The sequence below is a fragment of the Adlercreutzia sp. CNCM I-6216 genome (assembly GCF_977113345.1).
In genome coordinates this window covers 112,065-131,493 of the sequence record NZ_CDSBIE010000007.1, presented here as the reverse complement: position 1 = coordinate 131,493, position 19,429 = coordinate 112,065, and the positions used below count along the sequence as shown (strand labels likewise).

Here is a 19,429-nt window from a genome sequence, read left to right as displayed (position 1 = left end):
GGGGCGGCCCCGCCGCCCCCCTCCGTGAAGGAAAGGAGAGACTGAGATGAGAAAGAACAACTGGATCGTCGCAGCGATCGCGGCCGTCGCCTGCGGAGTTCTGCTGTGGGCCTGGTTCGCGCTGGGCTTCAACCACGTGGACGACCCGCTGGACCTGGTGGTCGCCGTGGTGTGGTGGCTCGCCGTGGCCGCCGTCGTGGGCGGCATCGTGTGGGCCGAGGGCAAGAGGCGCGAGAAGATGCGCCTGGCCTTTATCGGCGAGGGCATCGTGTACAACCCGGAGGCCGGGCTCGTGATGCCCGACGCCGGCGAGAGCGAGCTGGCGGCGCTTGAGCGCACGCTCGCCGGCATGGCCTTCCCCGACGAGGTGGCTGCGCTGGACGAGCGCGTGCGCCCCGCGTTCCGCTGGGTGGTGCGGAGCCGCAAGTTCGACCGCAACGGCGAGGTCTGGGAGGGCGAGGTCGTCCCCGCCCACGACCCCGAGGCCGAGCCGCGTGCGTTCTCGTCCCGCGAGGACCTGGCCGCCCTGCTGGCGGCGTAGGGGAGGCCCGCTGGCCCTTAGGGGCCGCGACATAGCCAACCGAGAGGGGGCCGGCGCTCTGGCGAGCGCCGGCCTCCTTTTCTATGAAATAGGAGGTAATTTCAGCGGAAAGATGCTGGGATGAAAAACTAAACCAGGGGAAGCAGCAAAAACGCCCGAGGAAGGTAAACTGCGTACCGTTCGGGCGTTTGCTGGCGCAATCATACCACAGATTCAGAGAATGGTTGTGACGCTTCCGTGTCGGCCGACGAACAGGAGGCGCCTTATCCCCTTGATGGTCTTCGCGCACCTTCTCAGCTCCCTTTCGATTGCGGCGTCCGGGACTTTTCTCATGCGCCTCGAGTCGAGGACGATGCAGGGCGATTGGTTGCGGGCGCGCTGCACGCGACTGCTGCGCTCCCATCAGCGCGGCCCTGCTTTCCGCACCTTCCGTATCCCCGCCAGCGGCGGGGCGCATGCCTCCGCAGCGCAATGGGGGCGCCCCTGCGACTCCGTCGCGGTCGGCGCGGGGAACGGATCGGGACATTCCCGCGTCGTTTCCGCGGTCGGGATCAAGTAGGATGGCCTTGGTTCGAAGTCGAGACCGGTCCTGACGGCCGAGCCCAGTCGATCGCGGCGCGCCAGCTCCTCGTGGCTTGACGCGAGGTTGCAGGCCGTGATATAAGATTAGCGCGGGGCGCGCGAGAGCGGGTCCACCCATCGGCGGGGAACAGTCCCCGCCTTTTTATTTCTCGGTGCCATGCTGAGGGGAGGGGGTAAAATGAGCGAGTTGAGCGTTTTCGTCGACGAGTCCGGAGATTTCGGGGCGCTCGCCGCTCACTGCCCCTTCTATATTGTGAGCCTTGTCGTTCACGACCAAGACGAGCCCATCGACGCCCAGCTGGGGAGGCTGGAAAAGGTGATGCGCGAGTCGGGGTTCGACAGGTATGGGCCGGTTCACACCGCGCCGCTGATTCGCCGGGAGGCGCCGTATTCCGAGCTCGATGGTAGGCAGAGGCGCCGCATGTTCGATGCGCTCTTCGCGTTCAGCCGCCGCTGTTCCATGAGGCACAAAGTTATTCTCGTCGATAAGCGCTGGTTCGGGGACGGCGATGCCCTGGAGGAGCGCATCGCTCGCGAGCTGGGTGAGTTTTTACCTGAGAATATTTCTTTCTTTCAGTCCTATGACAGGGTCATCGTGTACTACGATAGGGGGCAAAAGGAGATAAGTCGCACGCTCAGGGTCGCCTTCGCGGCCTCGCTCAGCCACGTCGAGCACAGGGTTGTCGCACCGGCCGATTACGTCCTGTTCCAGGTCGCGGATCTTTGTTGTACGATCGAGCTAGTTGAGAGACGGCGCACCGAGCGCGGGCTCACGAAGTCCGAGGCTGCGTTCTTCGGAGGCGCCGGAAGTTTCAAGAAGACCTATCTGAAGGAGTTCCGCCGCTGAGCCTTCTAGCTTCTGTGTGGGTTTGGGCGAGAGAGAACGGCGTTGGAGAGGGCGGATACATACTCCCCCAAAATCCGGGGCTCGCACCAATTCGTCTTGAACTCGAACCATTCTTCTTCGTGTGGGCGCGCAGCGAGCTGCGTGACGATGTCGACGAGGGATTTCTTGTTGCCCAGCTTGTCCGTACCCGTGTGCTCGCATGCGTCGAACTCGTTGAGAACTTTCGGGATGAGCGCGAAGTCGCTCGGGACGATGGACTGCTGGCCGCGTTCCTGGCGGCGTAGGGGCGGCCCTCGGGTCCGCGAGGGCCTGCGGATCCGAGGAGCAGCCGATGACCAGAGGGGGCAGCGCTGATATGTCCTCCTTCTGTGTCGCTGCGGTTTTGGGGGCATCTTCCTGGTGGTTTGCGACGCGGGTGCGGTCGGCGCGGGGAACGGATCGGGACACTCCCGCGTCATTTCCGCGGTCGCGATCGAGTAGGATAGTTTTCAGTCCGAAGCCGAAGCTAGCGGCGGTCGCAAGGGAAACAAATGAGAAAGATGCGTTTCCAGGGCCGCCTGTTTGTGGTATAAAAGATTCTGCCGGAGGGTCGGAAGGCCCGATGGCTCCAGACTGGCGAGGGTGCTCCCTCGCCGTTTGCATTTAAGGGGGCGTGCTGTTTTGCGACTACTAAGCTGCTTCACCGATGAGGCGGGGGCGCAAGACATGGCCGCCGGCTACTATTTGACGGCGTTGGTGTTTCACGACCAGAGCAAAGAGCTTGCGCAGTATATCGGGCCTTATCTGGATCGCTTGAGTCTGGAGGGGTTGGCCGATATTCCGTTCCATGGCGTCGATCTCATTCACGGCCATGGAGACTACGAGGGAATCTCTCCTGAGAAGAGAAAGCGCCATTTGATCGCGTTTTCCATGTTCGTCCGCACGTTGCCCATTACTTACAGGGTCTTTTCCTACGAGAGGGCGTACACGGAAGATCGCGATCGGCTTGAGGCGCGCTTGCGCAAGGATATAATCGACTTCGTGTTCGACCGTCTCGACGACTTTCAGCTATACGATCGGGTGGCGATATACTACGATGGAGGCCAGGAGGCGGTGACAGCGTCTCTGCACGGGGCGTTCGATTACGCCCTTGCGCGCAGTGCCGCGGTCTACAAACCGCTTTCCCACCAGGAAAAGAGGCTGGCCCAGGCGGCGGACTACCTGTGCACGGTCGGCCTCGCCGAGAGACGCTACGAGCGCGGAGACGTGAGCGCCTCCTACCGGCGCTTCTTCGGAACGCGTAGAAACTTCAGGCAGAACTTTCTTAAGCAGGTGAGACGCAAGCTCGCATAGTGCGATTCGTGCTAGGGGCCTTCGACTGAGACATAGCTAACGACCTCCGCGCGCGGGAAAGGGTTCTGCTTGTCGACGTGTATGTCGACTTGGAGGCTCTCGGCGGCACCGAGGCCTACCACGTCGGCGCCTCTATCAAGGATGCGGGAAAGCGCGCCTTTGCGGTAAGCAGAATCGAAGATCCGGAGACGGTGGCGGGGCTGCTCGCCCGTGTCGCCTCGCTGCCGGCGGGCTAGAGGAAGGCCGCGCCGAGGATGCCATCGCGGTTGGCGCGTAGCGAGCTGCGCGACGATGTCGGCTGCAGTGTCCATGGGAACCTCCTCGAGCCAATAGCAGATATCGAGTATATCGTCACCGAAGACGACGTTCGCCCAACACTCACCAATCACGGCGTGCGTCTCGATGCCTTCGTGAAGACGAAAAACGAGATCTACGATATTGAGATGCAGACAACCAAGCGAGAAGACCTCGGACGGAGAATGCGGTACTACCAGGGAGCGTTGGATACGCTGACTCTGCGGAAGGGAGAAGGTTACGAAGAGCTACCTCCTTGTATCATTATTTTCATCTGCATGCACGATCCGTTCGATGAAGGACTTCCTGTGTATACGCTCGATGTGAACTGCTTGGAGAAACCCAGTGCGCGCATCGGTCATGGCTTTCTTTGGAAAGCCCTATCCGCCCCTGCTTGGGGCAAGCTCCCCGAGGGGCGCTTGCGGAACCTGCTACACTATGTTTGGACGGGGGAAGCCGGGGAAGATCCGCTTATGGGCCAGCTTGCCGTTGCGGTGAAAAAGGCCAACAAAAACGAGAATTGGCGGAAGGAGAAGATGGCGTTGCTGACGTTTGAGGAAGACATGGAAATTCAAAGGCGCATTGCTGAGAAAAAGGGACAAGAGCGCGGTCAAATAATCGGCCTCCAGATGGGGCTTGAACAGGGCCTGGCCGAGGGCCTTGAACAGGGCCTGGCCGAGGGCCTTGAACAGGGCCTGGCCGAGGGTCGGGAGCAAGGCCTGGCCGAGGGTCGGGAGCAAGGCCTGGCCGAGGGCCGAGAGCAAGGCCTGGCCGAGGGCCGCGCGGAAGCGGCTAGCGAGGTTGCTTCGCTGATGGCGTTGCTTTTGGGCGCCGAACGGCTCGACGACGCTCGACGGGCAGCTGTGGAAGAGAGTTACCGGGATGAGCTGATACGTGAGTTTGGCATCTCCCAGGCCGAATAATGCGGTTGATGAGCTGATAATTCTGTCAATATTTGGTAAACTTGAATCATCTTTAACGAGATGCTGAAATGGGAAGGAAGCGGGTGATGATCGTGGGAGACATCACGCGGTTTACCAATAAAGGAATGGGTTTGGCGATGCGGGTTTTGGCTGCCGGCTTGGCCGCATTGCTCGCTCTGACATTTTTGAATCTGACGGTGCTTCCCGGCACCGCCCTGGCAGAAGAGGCCGACGGCGTCGATGCGGCTACCGAGCACCTTGTTTTGCCTGCACCCGAGGAGCCCGAGGCGGGATCGAACGTCTTTGTGTACCTGCATTTAAATGGGCCGGCTCTGGATACGGCGAAGGCGGCCGGGTTGGAGGTCAACCGGGAGGGCTGGTTCACGGTAGGCGTCATTGCATTGAAAGGCATTGCAAAACCGAGTGAAAAGCCCTTGAATTACGAGGTTGACCAAACTGAGCTTAAAGCTATGCAAAATCAGATAGGCACGGCTTTGCGGTCGATCAACTATTACCCTGGTGCCCAAGCACTGAGCCTGAGTGCTGCGAAGTGGACCGCCCTTAAGGTGTGCTCCGGAGCGACTGATTATGCGGTGGCAGGGCATACGTGGCACCTCGACGGAGAACTGTGCGATCAGCTGGTGAATTTCGATGTCCGCTACATTGACGCCGAGGGCAACGCACTTGCTGTGGGCGACGTAGATGATCAGGGCAACAAGACCGACACGCGCACCATTTTGGCTGCCGTTGGGTCGGAGATAGCTGCGGACGACCAAATCATCGACATCGAAGGCTACGAATATTCGAAAGAGCTAACTACAGAGAAGAATGGCGGCGAGTCCGTTACGGTAGCAGCTGAATCTCTCGCGCGATCCTCCGTTTCCGGCATGACCTTGGTCTACAAAAAGACAGCCGAAGAGCCGGTCAAGCCCGAAAACCCTGGCGATAACGATCCTGCCGGCAAGCCCGTCGTCCCCGACGATAATGGTAACGGGTCAGTCGACAACAACGGTGGCGTGAAGCCGCCGGCGCCTTCCGACAACGAAACCCCGAAGGTGCCAAGCATCAAGGTTCCCGCGCCGCCCACACCTCAGCAGTCGCAGAGCAATGCCCAGAATAACGACACCGCCACCGGTGCCAACGGCGGTGGGTTCAATGCGGGCGAGCGCACGGCTGTGTCCGAGCCCGCGCCCCAGGCCGCTCCCGCGAAGGTCGAGCTTGCCGAAACGACTTCTGCCGAGCAGCCTGCAGCCGAGACGGTTTCCATCGACGATGATGCAACACCGATGGTTGCTCGAGTCGGCGGCGCCGAAGCCATTGCCGAAGAGGAGGTTCCCATGGGGGCCTTCGACGCTCCGGTTGATCCGGCTCCTTGGGTCGCGGGTCTGGGGGCTATTGGAACGGCGCTGTGGGGCGTTATCGCCGTGCGCCGACGTCTCGTGATGGCGCAGCGGCTGGCGTCTTTCGAGGGCCAGGTGCTGGGCAATAGTGCTGTCGAGGCTGATGCCGTCGCCGTTCCGAATGCCGGGCATCAAGCGCTTTAGCCTTGCTTTAAAGGGAGCGCTTCTAAAGGACCGCCGCGCCCTCAGGGTTTGGCGTTTCAGCTAGAGAGCAAGCGCTTGCGCCAGCGCCCACAGTGCTAGAAGATGCCCAGGGTAGTACCCATAGAAGAACCATTTCAACGGTCGGCCTCGCTGGCCGTTGTAGTTCAGCATGAGCGCTGTTGCCAACCCGAACCCAACGGTGTAATAGCCGAGTACGCCTAGGCTTAGCAGCGCAGGATCGCTGACTGCCCATGAAAGAGCCGGCAGCCCTAGGCTCAAAAAAGGTACGAGCATCGCGAGCGCTACCCCGCGCGGCCGATCGTGAAAATGCCAGAAAAGCAGAATCATAAGCGGGCCGATAATGCCCCAGTCGCAAAAGGAACTGACGGCCAGCTCTCCAAGGAGGCCCAGCGCGCATAGGACAAGGTTCTGCCGCTGGTGGTCGACAAGCCACAGCATCCCGAGCCCGATAAGCAGGGTGATGAGCACGTTACCCGTCGCTCCGAACAGCAGCGAATAGGGAATTTGCGAGACAACCGCGAACACGGCGAGTCGCTCTGCATAGCGTCGCACGCTGGAGGTGTGTCGATACCCCTCGCACAGCAGATACGCCATAATGGGGAAGGTGAGGCCGCCCAAAGAATACAAAGCGACCATGGCGCCCCCTGGCAGCTCGCTGCCGAACACGTTGGCAACATGGTTGCACGTCATGCCCACGATAGCTGCCACCTTCAACACAAAGGCGGTAACGGGGGGCATAGGCTTCATGGGGATCCTTTCGCGAGGCCGGCTGAAAGGTGCCGGCGCAGTCAAAGAGGCGCACCTATTATAATGATGCGCCATGGGAAATACCAAAATCATACCGTGTGGCTTTGGGCCTGTGCTCGTCTTGGTGCTGCTCGCCGGCGTCGTGGGCGGCCTCGGTCAGTGGTGGGCCGACGGGGGTTCGCAAGCAGTGCAGCTGGCGCGCTGTGGCGCATTGCTTGCCGAGGCTTGGGAGGCGGCGGTGGTGGAAGAGGTGCTTTTCCGCGGCGTGTTGTTGTGGGCATGCCTGTCTTGGGCGCGTCGCCGGAATGAAGCATACCCAAGAAGAGCGCCGCGCGCTCATCGTCATCGGTTCGCCGGCTTACGCGCGGTCGTTGATCCCGTCGGTTTCGCGGTAATGGCGAGTTCCCTCATATTCGGATTGGCCCACCTGTTCCCTGAAGGATCGCTGATGGCGCCAGGAGCCGACATTGGTGTTGCTGCGATCCAGGGCGTTCTCAAGGTGACGCAGTCGACGTTGTTCGGGGCTGTCATGGCGCTGCTCGTCGTTCGTAGTCCCTACGGCTCGCGTCCTTTCCCGCAGCGGGCGCTTTCCCTGATGGCCCCCGTAATCGTTCACGGCCTTTTCGATCTGCTGTTCTGGGGCCCCCTTTTGCTGACAGGCGGCGTGCTGCCCTCTACCTACCTCACGGGCAATCCGGCCGATCTCGTACCTTTGGTGATCACAACGGTTCTGCTGGCATGGGCCGTAAAATCATGTTAGGCTTTGCCCATGAACAGAACTGAAGCCCTGCATATACTCGGCCTGGAAGACGACGCCACGGCCGACGACATCAAAATCGCCTATCGCGAGACGGTGCAGATTCTGCACCCGGACAAGTTCGCGGGCAATGAGAAGCTGCAGAACCGCGCCACGGAGCAGTTCAAGCGCCTGCAAGAGGCTTACGACCTGCTGTCTTCGGGCGCAGGCGGCGGCCGTGGCGGCCGCGGTGCGCGCTCCGGCAGCTCGTCCGGCGCATCCTCCTCATCCGGCGCCGCGCGTGCCTGGACCGAAGTCGAAGACGGTGTGGAAGTGGAATACCTCACCGAGGCCGAGATTAAGGCGCGCCTTGCTGGCATCGCCGCCGCCCGCGCCCAGCTGGTGGCCCAGCGCGACACCGTCTCCGACGAGCGCCGCAACGGCCTGGCCATGGCGGCCATTGGCGCGGTGGCCACGCTGCTCACCATCCGGCGGCCTTTCGGCATCCTCGGCATGATCGCCGCCGTCGCCGGCACCGCCACGGTGTGGGGCATCATTCAGTTTCTCGGCGCCCAGCGCAACCTCAACACGCTGAACGAGCATCTGGCGAAGCTCACCGAGGAACGCAAGGAGTACGAGGCTCTCCTCGAGGAGTAGTTGCTCCCGCCGTCTCGTCCGGCCGTGCGCATCGTACCCCTTCTGCCGCGCCCGTTTGTCGTCCCGGTGCCGTCTGCGGCCATTTCCCGCTATTGCCCCCGCAAAGCGCTATAATTTCTGTGCCCAAAAACGAACCGAAAGAAGATTCATGAAGCAAGAGAACATCCGCAACGTCGCTATCATCGCCCACGTCGACCACGGCAAGACCACTCTCGTAGACCGTCTTCTGTGGGCTTCCCACGTCTTCCGCGAGAACCAGCAGGTGGAAGAACGCGTCCTCGATTCCAACGATCAGGAGCGCGAGCGCGGCATCACCATCCTTTCCAAGAACATCTCCATCACCTACAAGGGCGTGAAGATCAACGTCATCGACACGCCGGGCCATGCCGACTTCGGTGGCGAGGTGGAACGCGTGCTCAACATGGCCGACGGCGCCCTGCTCATCGTCGATGCCTACGAGGGCCCCAAGCCCCAGACCCGCTTCGTGCTTTCCCATGCGCTCGAGCGCGGCCTGCGCATTGTGGTGGTCGTGAACAAGATCGACCGTCCCAACGCCGACCCCGAGGGCGCCGTGGACAAGGTCTTCGACCTCATGGTGGAACTGGGCGCCAGCGACGAGCAGCTCGACTTCCCCGTGGTGTACGCCTCGGCCGTGAACGGCTACGCCCGCCGCGAGCCCGACGACGGCAATATGGACATGGTGCCGCTGCTCGACACCATTCTGGATGAGATTCCCGCCCCCGACGTGGATATCGACGGCCCGGTGGCCCTGCAAATTTGCACGGTGGACCACTCCAGCTACGAGGGCCGCATCGGCGTGGGCCGCTTGTCCTCTGGCACGCTGCACGAGAAGGAGCAGGTGCTCGTTGTGAAGCCCGACGGGGCCGAGCGCCGCGCGCAGATTCGCAAGGTGTACACCTTCGAAAACCTTGGCAAGGCCGAGGTCACGGCCGCTGATGCCGGCGATATCGTGGCCGTCATCGGCATCGAGGACGCCGACATCGGCGACATCATCACCGATCCGGAAAGCCCCGTCACCGAGATGGCCCCCATTGCCGTGGAAGAGCCCACCATGGCCGTCGTCTTCGAGGCGTCCACGAGTCCCTTGGTGGGTCGCGAGGGCGAGATCGTCGGCGGCCGCCAGCTGAAGGAGCGCCTGATGCGCGAGAAGGAGAGCAACATCTCCATGCGCATCAACGAGCTGGAGGACAAATCCGGCATCGAGGTGGCCGGCCGCGGCGTGCTGCACCTGTCCGTGCTCATGGAGACCATGCGCCGCGAGGGCTTCGAGTTCCAGGTGGGCCGCCCCCGCGTGGTGTACAAGACCGCTGAGGACGGCACGAAGCTCGAGCCCATCGAGGAAGCCACGGTGGACGTGCCCAACGAGTACGCGGGCAAGGCCATCGAGGTCATGGGCACCGCCGGCGGCATCATGGAGCACATGGCCTCCGATGAAACTATGACGCACCTCTCGTTCTCCATCCCCTCGCGCGGCACCATGGGCCTGAAGACACGCATCCTGAACGCCACCCACGGCGAGGCCATGCTGTTCCACCACTTCAAGGAGTACGGCCCCTACACCGGCGAAATGGCCGGCCGCAAGAACGGCGGCATGATCGCCATGTCCACGGGCAAGGCCGTCGCCTACGCGCTGGACACGCTGCAGGAGCGCGGGCGTCTGTTCGTGGCGCCGGGCGACGATTGCTACGAGGGCATGATCGTCGGCGAGTCCGCCAAGGAAGGCGACATGGTGGTGAACGTCGAGAAGACGAAGAACCTGGGCAACCAGCGTTCCAGCTCGGCCGACAAGGCCATCCAGCTGACGCCGCCCATCACCTTCACCTTGGAAGAGGCCCTGGAATACATCGAGGACGACGAGCTGGTGGAGGTCACCCCGCAGTCCGTCCGCCTGCGCAAGCGCCTGCTCTCCGCCACCGACCGCAAGAAGGCGAAGAAGAACTAACCCGTACCTTATGGCCGAGCCACATACCTACCCGTAGGGGGCGACCTTGGTCGCCCCCTTTCTGTATGGGAAATTGCGTGAATCAAAATATCCGAATATGACCCAATTCATAAGCTTTGAAGTGGGATTTCTTCCTCGTTCTCATTGACGTACCGTGAATCAAAAGTGGGCAAATTGTGCGGCGGTTGTTACCGTGCCGTCATGCGTGGGAAAATGCCTTTTGAACTTATCGGGGACTGTCTCAAAACGCCATCGTGAATTGAACCTCGGCCGTCCCCGTTGCCTATGAGGAAGGTGCTTATGAAGAAGCTGTCTTTTGCGAAATCGCTTGCTTCCGTTGGTTTGGCGGCTGTGTGCGCCCTGGGTATCGTCGGGTGCTCCGAGCAGACCAGCGATACGCCCACCTATACGGGCGGTGTCGCGGCCACGGTCAACGGGGTGGAGATTCCCGAAGACAAGGTCACGCAGGCCATCCAGGACATCCGCGCCCAGATGAGCCTCACCGAGGAGGACGCCTGGGGCCAGTGGCTCGCCGACAACGATTACACGCCTGAGTCGGTGCGCGAGGAGATCGTCAACTCCTTCGTCGACCAAGAGCTGGTGAAGCAGGGCGGCGAGGCCGAGGGCATTACCGCCGATCCCACCGAGATCGATCAGTACGTGGAAACCATGCGTGGCCACTATGATTCTGATAGTGCCTGGGCCGAGGCCCTCGAGGCCGTGGGCATGACCGAGGACGAGTATCGCGACAACATCGCGCTGTCTCTGGTGTCCCAGCAGCTGCAGGAGAAGGTGGGCGAAGGCGCTGCCGAGCCCACGGACGAGGAAGTGCTCGAGAGCGCGAAAACCTACGTGAGCTCCTACGACGGCGCGAAGAAGTCCTCGCACATCCTGTTCGAGGCCTCCGACGAGGCTCAGGCCCAGGAAGTGCTCGACAAGATCAACGCCGGCGAGCTCGACTTCGCCACGGCCGCCGAGTCCTATTCCAAGGACACCGCTTCCGCCGCCGAGGGCGGCAACGTGGGTTGGGACCGCCTGTCCAACCTCGTGACCGAGTACACCACGGCCCTGGCCGACTTGAACAAGGGCGATGTGAGCGGGCTCGTGACCAGCACGTACGGCATTCACATCATCCAGTGCACCGATGTGTTCGAAGCGCCGGAAGAGCTGACGAGCCTCGATCAGCTGCCGACGGAGTTCCAGGACTCTATCCGTACCATGCTGCAGTCTTCCAACCAGTCCAATGCTTATTACACGTGGCTCGAGGAGCAGCGCAACGCTGCTGACATTCAGATCAACGACATGCCCGAGGGGCTGCCCTACTACGTCGATATGGCGAACTACTCCAAGACGGAGACCTCCACGGATGGCACGGGTGTGACGGCCGTCGATGCCGATGGCAACCCCATCGTGCTGGATGAGGAAACCGCCGAGGGCGAAGGCGAGGGCGCTGAGGCTCCCGTAGCCGAGGGCGTCGACGAGGGCGCTGAAGGTGCCGAAGATGCCGCCGCGGCCGCTGCCGATGAGGCTGCTGCCGATGCTGAGGGCGCCGCACCTGCTGGCGATGACGCCGCCGCCGAGCAGCCGACCGAGGGTGCCGCCGATGGTGCCCAGCCGGCTGAGGGAGCTGCCGAGTAAGGCGACGCTCCCGCCGCTGCGAGGACGTCCTTGCGAATGAGAGAAGAACGAAGCGCCCGCGCATCCGTGCGGGCGCTTTCTTGTTGGAGGAGAAAGCCATGACGGACCTGTCGCCGCTGCTGCGTATCCGCGACGCCCATGTGCGCCGCGCGGGCCGCGAGATTCTCGCGGTGGATGAGTTCTCCCTTGCCGAGGGAGAATCGGCGGCACTGCTGGGACCCAACGGCTCGGGGAAGTCGACCTTCATCGGCCTCATTACCCGCGAGATACACCCGCTGCACCGCGATGAGGCGCCCGTGCTTTTTCGGGGCGATGCGCGCGTCACCTTGGCCGACATCAAGCGAGCGCTGGGCGTGGTGTCGTCCACGATGCAGGATCAGATTCGCGTGCATGTGCCGGCCCAGGATATCGTGGCCGGCGGCTTGTTCGGCTCGCTGGGGATACCCCAGCGCTGCACGGTAACCGACGGCCAGCGCGCTCGCGCCCGGGCAATCATGAGCGAGCTGGGCATCGGCGACTTGGCCGAGCGGGATATTCTCACGCTATCCACGGGCCAGGCGCGGCGCGTGCTCATCGCCCGGGCGCTCGTGCACGACCCGGACGTCCTCATCTTCGACGAACCCTGCACGGGACTCGACCCCGAAGGAATGTACTATGTTCGGCAAACGATGAGCGCTCTCGCCCGCGCCGGCCGCCCGGTGCTGCTGGTTACCCATTATCCCGAGGACATTGCCCCGGAAATTCAGCGGCTGCTGCTCGTGCGCGACGGTCGTATCGTGGCTGACGGCCCTAAGGAGGCGCTGCTCACCAGTGAGACCATGAGCGGCCTGTTCGGCGTCCCCTTGGAAGTGGTGCGCACTCGCGATCGTTACAGCCTCGTGGACTGCTAGGTCGTGGACTGCTAGCGCTGCGCCGCATTTTCCTTCGAAGAGCTTCAATGAATTGTGTACGGCGCATCCTATGGTTGAGGTTCCCCCTTGCGTTTTCCTCCAAACCGTAGCACGGGGCGCCATTTTGGCAGCTGGGTTCGGCCCCCCTGTAGCACGGGGCGCCATTTTGGCAGCTGGATTCAACGTGAGCGACAGAAAGGGCGGTCGTGCTACGGTGTAATCTAGAGTTAACAAATAGTCACAAACAGCTGAACTGGGGAAACTCGAAAGTTGTCAAAGTTAGCAGAAGCAAACTCCGTAGCACAAGGCGGAATAATGTCGTATTGGCGGCAGCGCTGCGGCAAAAAGGGGCTCCGTGCTACGGATTGCGTTAGCGACGACACCAGCGCCAGCGTAAACAGAGAGAAAGGGGCCTGGATACGGGAGTATATCGGAACCGAAAATGGCGGAGGAGGAGGGATTCGAACCCTCGTCACCGGGAGCACCGGTGAAACGGTTTTCGAGACCGCCGCATTCAACCACTCTGCCACCCCTCCGCAGGGGCGATGCGCCGCCTAAAGGGGCGCCATATCAAAGCGAGCCTGGAAGAGGCTCGCGGGATAAGTCTGGCGGAGAGATGGGGATTCGAACCCCAGATACCCTTTTGGGGCATACACGATTTCCAATCGTGCTCCTTCGGCCAGCTCGGACATCTCTCCGCATAGCGTCTGCCTCACGAACGTGAAGCGTCTTAGAAGTATAGCGCAGCTGCGCTGCGGTCTCAAGAGGTTTTTTCGTGTGGAGGCTTTCGCCGCAACGGTTCGGCGGATCTTGCGAGGGATGATCCAAGACGCACCTCATCGTCGAGGATGGCTAACCGTTAAACCTTCGGATTCCCCAGTGAGCCTCCATTGTCCGTTTATCTCACGGAGGAACTGCGTACAATAGGCAAAAAGCGTGCTTGTCAAAAGGAACCGCTATGCCCGTCATTGATGCCCATTCCCACATTTATCCCGACAAGATCGCCTGCAAGGCTTCCTCGGCCGTGGGCGATTTCTACGGCGTCGACATGAACGCAAAGAATGCTTCGGCGTCCTCGATGCTCGCGGCGTGCGAAGGCTCGCCCATCACCCATCACCTGGTGCATTCCGTGGCCACGACGCCCGGGCAGGTGCCGATCATCAACGACTTCATCGCCGAGCAGTGCCGCGCCCACGACAACTTCGTTGGCTTCGCTACTATGCACCAAGATTTCGAAGACGTGGAAGGTGAGATCAACCGCGCCATTGATCTGGGACTGAAGGGCGTGAAGATCCATCCCGACACCCAGAAGGTGAACATGGACGACCCTCGGCTCATGCACCTGTACGAGGTCATCGAGGGCCGGCTGCCCATCGTCATCCACACCGGCGACTATCGTTACGACTTCTCGCATCCGCGCCGTCTGAAGCGCATCCTGCACACGTTCCCGAACCTGGTGGTGGACGCGGCCCACTTCGGCGGCTGGTCGGTGTTCGATTACGCCCTCGAGTATTTGGAAGACGAGAACTGCTACGTGGACACGTCCAGCGCCCTAGAGTTTCTGGGCCCGCGCCGCACCGTGGAGCTGGTGCGCGCCTACGGCGTCGAGCGCGTGATGTTCGGCAGCGACTTCCCCATGTGGAGCCCCGTGACCGAGTACAACATGCTGGCCGCCATGCCTTTCACCCAGGAAGAGTTCGAAGCCATCACCTGGCACAACGCCGAGCGCTTTATCGGCCAGGAAATCTAGAAGGCTCCCAGGTACCGCAAGGGGTCGTCTTGGACCTCTCGTATATCTCGCTGAACGACAGACGGAGAACCCTTTGCCCTTGGGGCTGTAGGGTTCTCCGTCTTATGGGGCAGGAGTGCCCCCATTCGGCGCATCGGGGAGGGAGGCAGGTGCGCCAGATTCGGATGTGCGGAACTTACGCCTGTTCAGCGAGATACTTGCCTGTCAGGTACCCATAGGTGAGAGCGGCGGCGTGGCTGGCCCCAGACAAGGTGAAGGGGTAGTCTTCCACAAAACGGCCGCCTTGCACGTTGCCGACGGCAAACAGACCGGGGATGGGGTTCGAGTCATCGTCCAGCACGCGCGCGTTGTCGTCGGTCACAAGGCCGCCCATGGTTACGAGCAGGCGCATGCAGCTTACGTCTTCCACTGAAGTGTGCTTGAGCATATCGTAGGTGATTGCATAGAACGGCGGGTCCACCACAGGGAACATCTTCTCCGCAGCTTTGCCGAAGTCCTCGTCGACGCCCTTCTCGCACAGCTCATTGTAGCGAGCGACCGCGGCGGACAGGTTCTGGGTGGCATCCGCGCTGAGCTCCAGCTGGGAGGCGAGCTCTTCAAGCGTGTCGGCTTGGGCAGAAAAACCCTCGCCGTCGCCGTAGCTGCGGATGTTCTGCATGACCATCTCAAGCATCGGGTATTGCTCGGGCCAGTGGCTGTCTATGATTTGGAAAACCTTGCTGCCCGGTTGGTTCTGCATGACCTTGGCGATATTGGTCATGCTGAGATCCTCGTTGGTGAAACGCTCGCCATGCTCGTTGACTTGCAGGAAGAACTCCTGGCCGAACTGAAGGATGTGAGCCATTACCGCATGGGGCCCCACGTCCAGGTGGCCGCCGACGTCCATGCCCATCTGCTGGCCGTCGCCGGTATCGGCGGGGTTGCCGTCGTGATCCGTCACCTCGTATGAGAACAGGAATTTGTCCTGGTTCTTCAGAATCCACGGAGCATACTGCCCCAGCATTTTCTCGTTGTGCGAATAGCCGCCCGTGGCGAGCACCACGCCCTTGGAGACACGATAGCGCGTGTAGCCCTCGCCCTCATCATTGCGGCAGATCACGGCAGTTACCTGCCCGTCGGTCGCCTCGAGCTTCACAGCCGGAGAGTAGAACTGCACTTGCGCGTTGCCCGTGGCCAAAGCCGCATCCACATTAGCCTGCAAAACGGGCGTATGGGTCTCGTCGCCGCCGCTGATGCAGCAGCATCCGGCGAAGAGGCGCTCGTGGTCGATTCCGAAACGGTAGATGCCGCTCGTGAGCGTATCGGCGCAGACGAACAACTGGCTAGGATCTTCGGGAAGCTCGTCTTCCATGCCGAGCCACAATAGGCCGTCATATGCGGAGGTGTACCACTCGAAAGCCTCTCCGCAGTTCTTCAGCCACTTCGTGGTTATGCGATAGTCTGCGCGATGCGACATTTGCGTCATGAGCTCGTTGGCCACCTCGGTGGGGCTGATGTCCTCGATTCCGATGGAGCGCGTCTTCTCGGTGCCGAAGGCGGCGAACATGTTCGAGCGAGCACTGGGCTTGCTGCCCTTCTCGACGCCGACTACCTTGAGTCCTCCTTCAGCAGCAGAACGCAGGGCTCCCACACCCGCCACGCCCAGGCCGACCACGCACACGTCGCAATCGACGGTCTCGAGGATTTTTTCCTCGGGGATGTCGGTTTCCACCAGGGTGCCAGTGTCAGCGAGGGCGGTCTGGTCGTCGCCAGCTGCCTCGGTTGGCTGTTTTGGCGCGCAGCCAACAAGGCCCGCGCCGGCCGCTGAAGCGCCCGCCAGGCCCAGGGCCGTTAGAAACCCGCGCCGGGTCATTGCCCCCGCGCTCTTTTCCTCCATTGCCATAATTTCCTCCTCTTCCGTTGTACGGCAAGATAGTGCCCATATCACCGCATTTTCGGAGGCGGCGAAACAGGAGAAACGTATGAAATAAGGGAAAACTCTTCTCCTACGAAACGTATGAATACCTTTTGAACAGGGAGAACTCTAATTTTCTCGAACAGCTTCAACGAGAGAGATAAGCTCCTGGCGCGAATGGACGTCGCATTTGGTGTAGATGTGCTGCAGGTGAGATTTCACCGTGCTCTCGCTGATTACGAGCTTCTCTGCAATGTAGGGGGCGCTTCGTCCGACGATATAGAGATTGAACACATCGCGTTCGCGAGCAGTCAGGCCCATGCTGTCGCCGAATGATTCAAGGGGACGACCCGAGAGCGAGGTGAGCTTCGCGCCGCCGCTTGCGGACAACAGCAGCGACACGGCTCGATCCTCCAGAATCCAAATGGATGCCACGACGAGCAGAAGGGCCATGAAGAGCATGGCGACCCTGCTTGCGATGTGGAGTCCGAAAAAAACGGAAGCTAGCAGGGGGAGGGATCCTAAAGTCCCCACACACCAGGCAGTGGCTAAGATTCTCACACGAGTACCAGGATACAGCCTCCCCAGGAGTAATCCCATGTAGAGGGCGCCGCATTCCAAAAGAGAGTATGCGATGCCGGCCAACACGTAGGCAAGGTAGGTGAGAGTCGATGAGAACAGCACTAAGATAAGAGCGACCAGCGAAAGGGTTGCAACCACTTTCGTCCACACCGACAGGTTGAAGTCCCGGCCGCGGTTAAAGAGCCAGAGCACGAGTGCGAGCGATATGGCGGTAATGATGACGGGGAACATCTCGCCTTCTGCCTGCTGCAGGAAGACCGAGTACTGTAAGGATCCCACCACCAGTCCGATAACAAAGAAGCTGCAGAGGATTTTAGCCAGCGAAGACGGCTCGAGGGTAAAAGACCGCTCGGTCTCCGATGCGGAAGGCGCGGGGCGCTGGATGAGGCAAAGTGCCACCGCAGAGGCTGCCACGCTCATGCCGGCGAGGGCTTGGCACCATGACGCAGACAGAAGCGAGGGGAGAATCGCCGCCGCCGATGCGAGCACCTCGATCTCTATCATCAGCTCGACAATGCCGATATCGCGCTGGGCGCAGACTGCCGCCAGCCAGCAGAAGAGAAGAACGGTTCCCCCGGCAGACATGAGGATGAGTCCAAAAATGGAGAGGGGCTCTCCCGTGCCTTGCACGGCCAGGCCCATTAGGCAGCACGAGGCGCTTGCTATGGCGAGGGGAACACTCGCAAGCGCGCGTCTCCCTCGGTTGCCCGCGATGATCAAAGCGCAAGAAACGAGGGAGGCGACGGCTACGTCTACAATGGTCGCCGGCACGCTGCCTTGTCCCAGGGGAAGATGCCAGGAAATCTCGCAGGGCGCCTCAAATGACTGGGCCGCCAGAAGGGCGGAGATACCCGCCACAGCTATCAGGAGATTTCTGCCGAGCCACCGCCCATGATTGCGCTGCAACGGTATGTCCCTTCTTGTTGTGGCCCTCGATCATATGGGGACATTATACATGAGGCCGTCGCTCGGTCGAAGGGCGGCCCGAAGACCGCCCGGATACGAAGCTCTCGGGGCCGCCCGTTATTCCTCGTCGGGACGGTCGATGGCCATGCAGATGCGGTCGATGCGGAGGCGATCCATGGCGAGCACGGTGAACGTCACCTTCGTGCCGCGATCTTCCAGCACCGCCACGTCGCCCTCCTTGGGAATGCGGTCGAACAGCGACAGCAGAAGGCCGCCGGCGGTTTCCACATCGTTGGCTTCTTCGGGCTCGAAGCCGAGCAGTTCCACCAGGTCATCAATGGCGAGGGTGCCGTTGATCTGGTAAGTACCGTCGGGCAGTTCCTCAATGTCATCGTCGGTGTCGTGCACGTACTCGTCGTCGATGCGGCCGACGATCTGCTCCATGATGTCGCTCATGGTGACGATGCCCGCCGTGCCGCCGTGCTCATCCACGACAACGCACATCTCGGTGCGACCCTCCTGCATGGCCTGCAGCAGCTTCGCGATGGGCGCGCCCTCGGGCACGGGCGGCAGCTCGCGAATCTTCCAATCGCTCATGGGCGCGTCCTTGGGCACGTCCACGAGGTCCTTGGTGTGCACGAAGCCGACGATGCGGTCCTTCGAGCCGTCGCACACCGGGTAGCGCGTGTACTTATACTGGCGCACGATGTCCCAGTTCTCTTCCAGCGTGTCTTCCAAATCCAGACAGATGACGTCGGTGCGCGGGGTCATGATCCCCTCGGCGTCTTTGTCGCCCAGATCGAAGATGTTGTCGACGAACTCGTTCTGCTCCGGATCGATGAGGCCGCTTTCCGTGGACTCGTCAATGAGCAGCTTGATCTCCTCGCCGGTGTACACCTCGTGCTCGTCGGCCGGGTCGTGGCCGAACAGGCGCATGACTCCGTTGGTGATGCCGTTGAAGATGACCATGATTGGGTAGGTGACGCGGTAGAACACGCGCAAGGGACCGGCGGTGTGCAGGGCGTACTTCTCGGTGGCGAAGATGGCGAAGGACTTCGGGATGAGCTCGCCGACCACTACGTGCAGGGTGGTCACGATGAAGAAGCCCACGGCCACGCAGATGGGGTACACCGTCGCCTCGGGGAAGCCCCAGGCCAGAAGCGGTGCTTCCAGAACGGCGGAGACGGCCGGCTCGCCCAACCAGCCGATGGCCAGCGATGCCAGCGTGATGCCGAGCTGGCAGGCCGACAGGTAGGCGTTGATGTGCGTGGTTACGTCGCGGGCGGCCTCGGCGCCGCGGCGCTTCTCGGCGACGGCCATGTCAATCTGGCTCTTGCGCACGCGCACCAGCGCGAATTCCGCGATGACGAAGAACGCGTTCATCAGCAAGAAGAACACCACGAGCAACAGGCATATAGCGGTTTGCATACCGATCAATCATCCTTTCAGGGCAAAAACTCTGTTCCGCATTATAGAGGTGCGGGAGATAACATGAGCGAATCCATAGATGATTTTCCCAAACAGTCGCCGAACTGATACCGCAGAAGGTGCCGGCGACGCTCATACTAGGAAAAACAAGCGA

16 protein-coding genes and 2 tRNA genes are annotated in these 19,429 nt (G+C 61.4%); 12 read left to right on the top strand and 6 right to left on the bottom strand.

Features of this window, described 5'->3' with window-relative positions:
• Positions 1-46 precede the first annotated feature (46 nt).
• From ACYVRU_RS08275 to ACYVRU_RS08250, 6 genes are all read left to right on the top strand, one after another.
• Complete coding sequence (locus tag ACYVRU_RS08275) at positions 47-541, top strand: hypothetical protein (RefSeq protein WP_114538866.1); 495 nt, start codon at positions 47-49, stop codon at positions 539-541.
• 760 nt (positions 542-1,301) lie between these two features.
• Positions 1,302-1,970, top strand: a complete 669-nt coding sequence (locus ACYVRU_RS08270) for a DUF3800 domain-containing protein (protein ID WP_461186011.1) — start codon at positions 1,302-1,304, stop codon at positions 1,968-1,970.
• A 705-nt stretch (positions 1,971-2,675) separates the two neighbouring features.
• Positions 2,676-3,302 (top strand): hypothetical protein, encoded by a 627-nt coding sequence (locus ACYVRU_RS08265; RefSeq protein WP_147272670.1) that lies wholly within the window; start codon positions 2,676-2,678, stop codon positions 3,300-3,302.
• A gap of 77 nt (positions 3,303-3,379) precedes the next feature.
• Entirely contained in the window at positions 3,380-3,538 is a 159-nt protein-coding gene (locus ACYVRU_RS08260) for a hypothetical protein (RefSeq protein ID WP_157011821.1), read from the top strand.
• A gap of 30 nt (positions 3,539-3,568) precedes the next feature.
• The gene (locus ACYVRU_RS08255) at positions 3,569-4,519 is read left to right on the top strand and encodes an Rpn family recombination-promoting nuclease/putative transposase (protein ID WP_181869638.1); all 951 of its coding nucleotides are present in this window, start codon (positions 3,569-3,571) and stop codon (positions 4,517-4,519) included.
• 86 nt (positions 4,520-4,605) lie between these two features.
• On the top strand, positions 4,606-6,063 hold the full coding sequence (locus ACYVRU_RS08250) for a hypothetical protein (RefSeq protein WP_114538871.1): 1,458 nt from the start codon (positions 4,606-4,608) through the stop codon (positions 6,061-6,063).
• Between the two features lie 60 nt (positions 6,064-6,123).
• Here the strand turns inward: ACYVRU_RS08250 and ACYVRU_RS08245 are convergent, their stop codons facing one another.
• Positions 6,124-6,831, bottom strand: coding sequence for a TraX family protein (locus ACYVRU_RS08245; protein WP_227069380.1), 708 nt, complete (start codon positions 6,829-6,831; stop codon positions 6,124-6,126).
• Between the two features lie 73 nt (positions 6,832-6,904).
• Between ACYVRU_RS08245 and ACYVRU_RS08240 the strand changes: the two genes are divergently transcribed.
• The 5 genes from ACYVRU_RS08240 to ACYVRU_RS08220 all read left to right on the top strand — a co-directional run bounded on the left by ACYVRU_RS08240 (position 6,905) and on the right by ACYVRU_RS08220 (position 12,715).
• On the top strand, positions 6,905-7,591 hold the full coding sequence (locus ACYVRU_RS08240) for a CPBP family glutamic-type intramembrane protease (protein WP_114538872.1): 687 nt from the start codon (positions 6,905-6,907) through the stop codon (positions 7,589-7,591).
• Positions 7,592-7,600: 9 nt separating this feature from the next.
• Positions 7,601-8,224, top strand: a complete 624-nt coding sequence (locus ACYVRU_RS08235; RefSeq protein ID WP_114538873.1) for a J domain-containing protein — start codon at positions 7,601-7,603, stop codon at positions 8,222-8,224.
• A gap of 148 nt (positions 8,225-8,372) precedes the next feature.
• Positions 8,373-10,187, top strand: coding sequence for a translational GTPase TypA (gene typA / locus ACYVRU_RS08230; protein WP_114538874.1), 1,815 nt, complete (start codon positions 8,373-8,375; stop codon positions 10,185-10,187).
• Positions 10,188-10,487: 300 nt separating this feature from the next.
• Positions 10,488-11,825: a peptidylprolyl isomerase gene (locus ACYVRU_RS08225; protein ID WP_302011495.1), complete on the top strand. Its 1,338-nt coding sequence runs from the start codon at positions 10,488-10,490 to the stop codon at positions 11,823-11,825.
• Positions 11,826-11,923: 98 nt separating this feature from the next.
• On the top strand, positions 11,924-12,715 hold the full coding sequence (locus ACYVRU_RS08220; RefSeq protein ID WP_114538876.1) for an ABC transporter ATP-binding protein: 792 nt from the start codon (positions 11,924-11,926) through the stop codon (positions 12,713-12,715).
• Between the two features lie 443 nt (positions 12,716-13,158).
• Here ACYVRU_RS08220 and ACYVRU_RS08215 read toward each other — a convergent pair.
• Positions 13,159-13,251: transfer RNA gene (locus ACYVRU_RS08215), tRNA-Ser, on the bottom strand.
• Between the two features lie 70 nt (positions 13,252-13,321).
• Positions 13,322-13,413 (bottom strand) — tRNA-Ser (locus ACYVRU_RS08210).
• A gap of 260 nt (positions 13,414-13,673) precedes the next feature.
• Between ACYVRU_RS08210 and ACYVRU_RS08205 the strand changes: the two genes are divergently transcribed.
• Positions 13,674-14,465, top strand: coding sequence for an amidohydrolase family protein (locus ACYVRU_RS08205; RefSeq protein ID WP_114538877.1), 792 nt, complete (start codon positions 13,674-13,676; stop codon positions 14,463-14,465).
• Positions 14,466-14,640: 175 nt separating this feature from the next.
• Here the strand turns inward: ACYVRU_RS08205 and ACYVRU_RS08200 are convergent, their stop codons facing one another.
• The 3 genes from ACYVRU_RS08200 to ACYVRU_RS08190 form a co-directional block, all read right to left on the bottom strand.
• On the bottom strand, positions 14,641-16,347 hold the full coding sequence (locus ACYVRU_RS08200) for an FAD-dependent oxidoreductase (protein ID WP_114538878.1): 1,707 nt from the start codon (positions 16,345-16,347) through the stop codon (positions 14,641-14,643).
• A gap of 141 nt (positions 16,348-16,488) precedes the next feature.
• On the bottom strand, positions 16,489-17,847 hold the full coding sequence (locus ACYVRU_RS08195) for a helix-turn-helix transcriptional regulator (RefSeq protein WP_114538879.1): 1,359 nt from the start codon (positions 17,845-17,847) through the stop codon (positions 16,489-16,491).
• Between the two features lie 117 nt (positions 17,848-17,964).
• The gene (locus ACYVRU_RS08190) at positions 17,965-19,275 is read right to left on the bottom strand and encodes a hemolysin family protein (RefSeq protein WP_114538880.1); all 1,311 of its coding nucleotides are present in this window, start codon (positions 19,273-19,275) and stop codon (positions 17,965-17,967) included.
• Positions 19,276-19,429: the final 154 nt, after the last annotated feature.

Bases quoted from the DNA above. Each gene is read 5' to 3' on its own strand.
- ACYVRU_RS08275 (WP_114538866.1), top strand. From the start codon at position 47: ATGAGAAAGAACAACTGGATCGTCGCAGCGATCGCGGCCGTCGCCTGC.
- ACYVRU_RS08270 (WP_461186011.1), top strand. From the start codon at position 1,302: ATGAGCGAGTTGAGCGTTTTCGTCGACGAGTCCGGAGATTTCGGGGCG.
- ACYVRU_RS08265 (WP_147272670.1), top strand. From the start codon at position 2,676: ATGGCCGCCGGCTACTATTTGACGGCGTTGGTGTTTCACGACCAGAGC.
- ACYVRU_RS08250 (WP_114538871.1), top strand. From the start codon at position 4,606: ATGATCGTGGGAGACATCACGCGGTTTACCAATAAAGGAATGGGTTTG.
- ACYVRU_RS08245 (WP_227069380.1), bottom strand. From the start codon at position 6,831: ATGAAGCCTATGCCCCCCGTTACCGCCTTTGTGTTGAAGGTGGCAGCT.
- ACYVRU_RS08240 (WP_114538872.1), top strand. From the start codon at position 6,905: ATGGGAAATACCAAAATCATACCGTGTGGCTTTGGGCCTGTGCTCGTC.
- ACYVRU_RS08235 (WP_114538873.1), top strand. From the start codon at position 7,601: ATGAACAGAACTGAAGCCCTGCATATACTCGGCCTGGAAGACGACGCC.
- typA (WP_114538874.1), top strand. From the start codon at position 8,373: ATGAAGCAAGAGAACATCCGCAACGTCGCTATCATCGCCCACGTCGAC.
- ACYVRU_RS08225 (WP_302011495.1), top strand. From the start codon at position 10,488: ATGAAGAAGCTGTCTTTTGCGAAATCGCTTGCTTCCGTTGGTTTGGCG.
- ACYVRU_RS08220 (WP_114538876.1), top strand. From the start codon at position 11,924: ATGACGGACCTGTCGCCGCTGCTGCGTATCCGCGACGCCCATGTGCGC.
- ACYVRU_RS08205 (WP_114538877.1), top strand. From the start codon at position 13,674: ATGCCCGTCATTGATGCCCATTCCCACATTTATCCCGACAAGATCGCC.
- ACYVRU_RS08200 (WP_114538878.1), bottom strand. From the start codon at position 16,347: ATGGCAATGGAGGAAAAGAGCGCGGGGGCAATGACCCGGCGCGGGTTT.
- ACYVRU_RS08190 (WP_114538880.1), bottom strand. From the start codon at position 19,275: ATGCAAACCGCTATATGCCTGTTGCTCGTGGTGTTCTTCTTGCTGATG.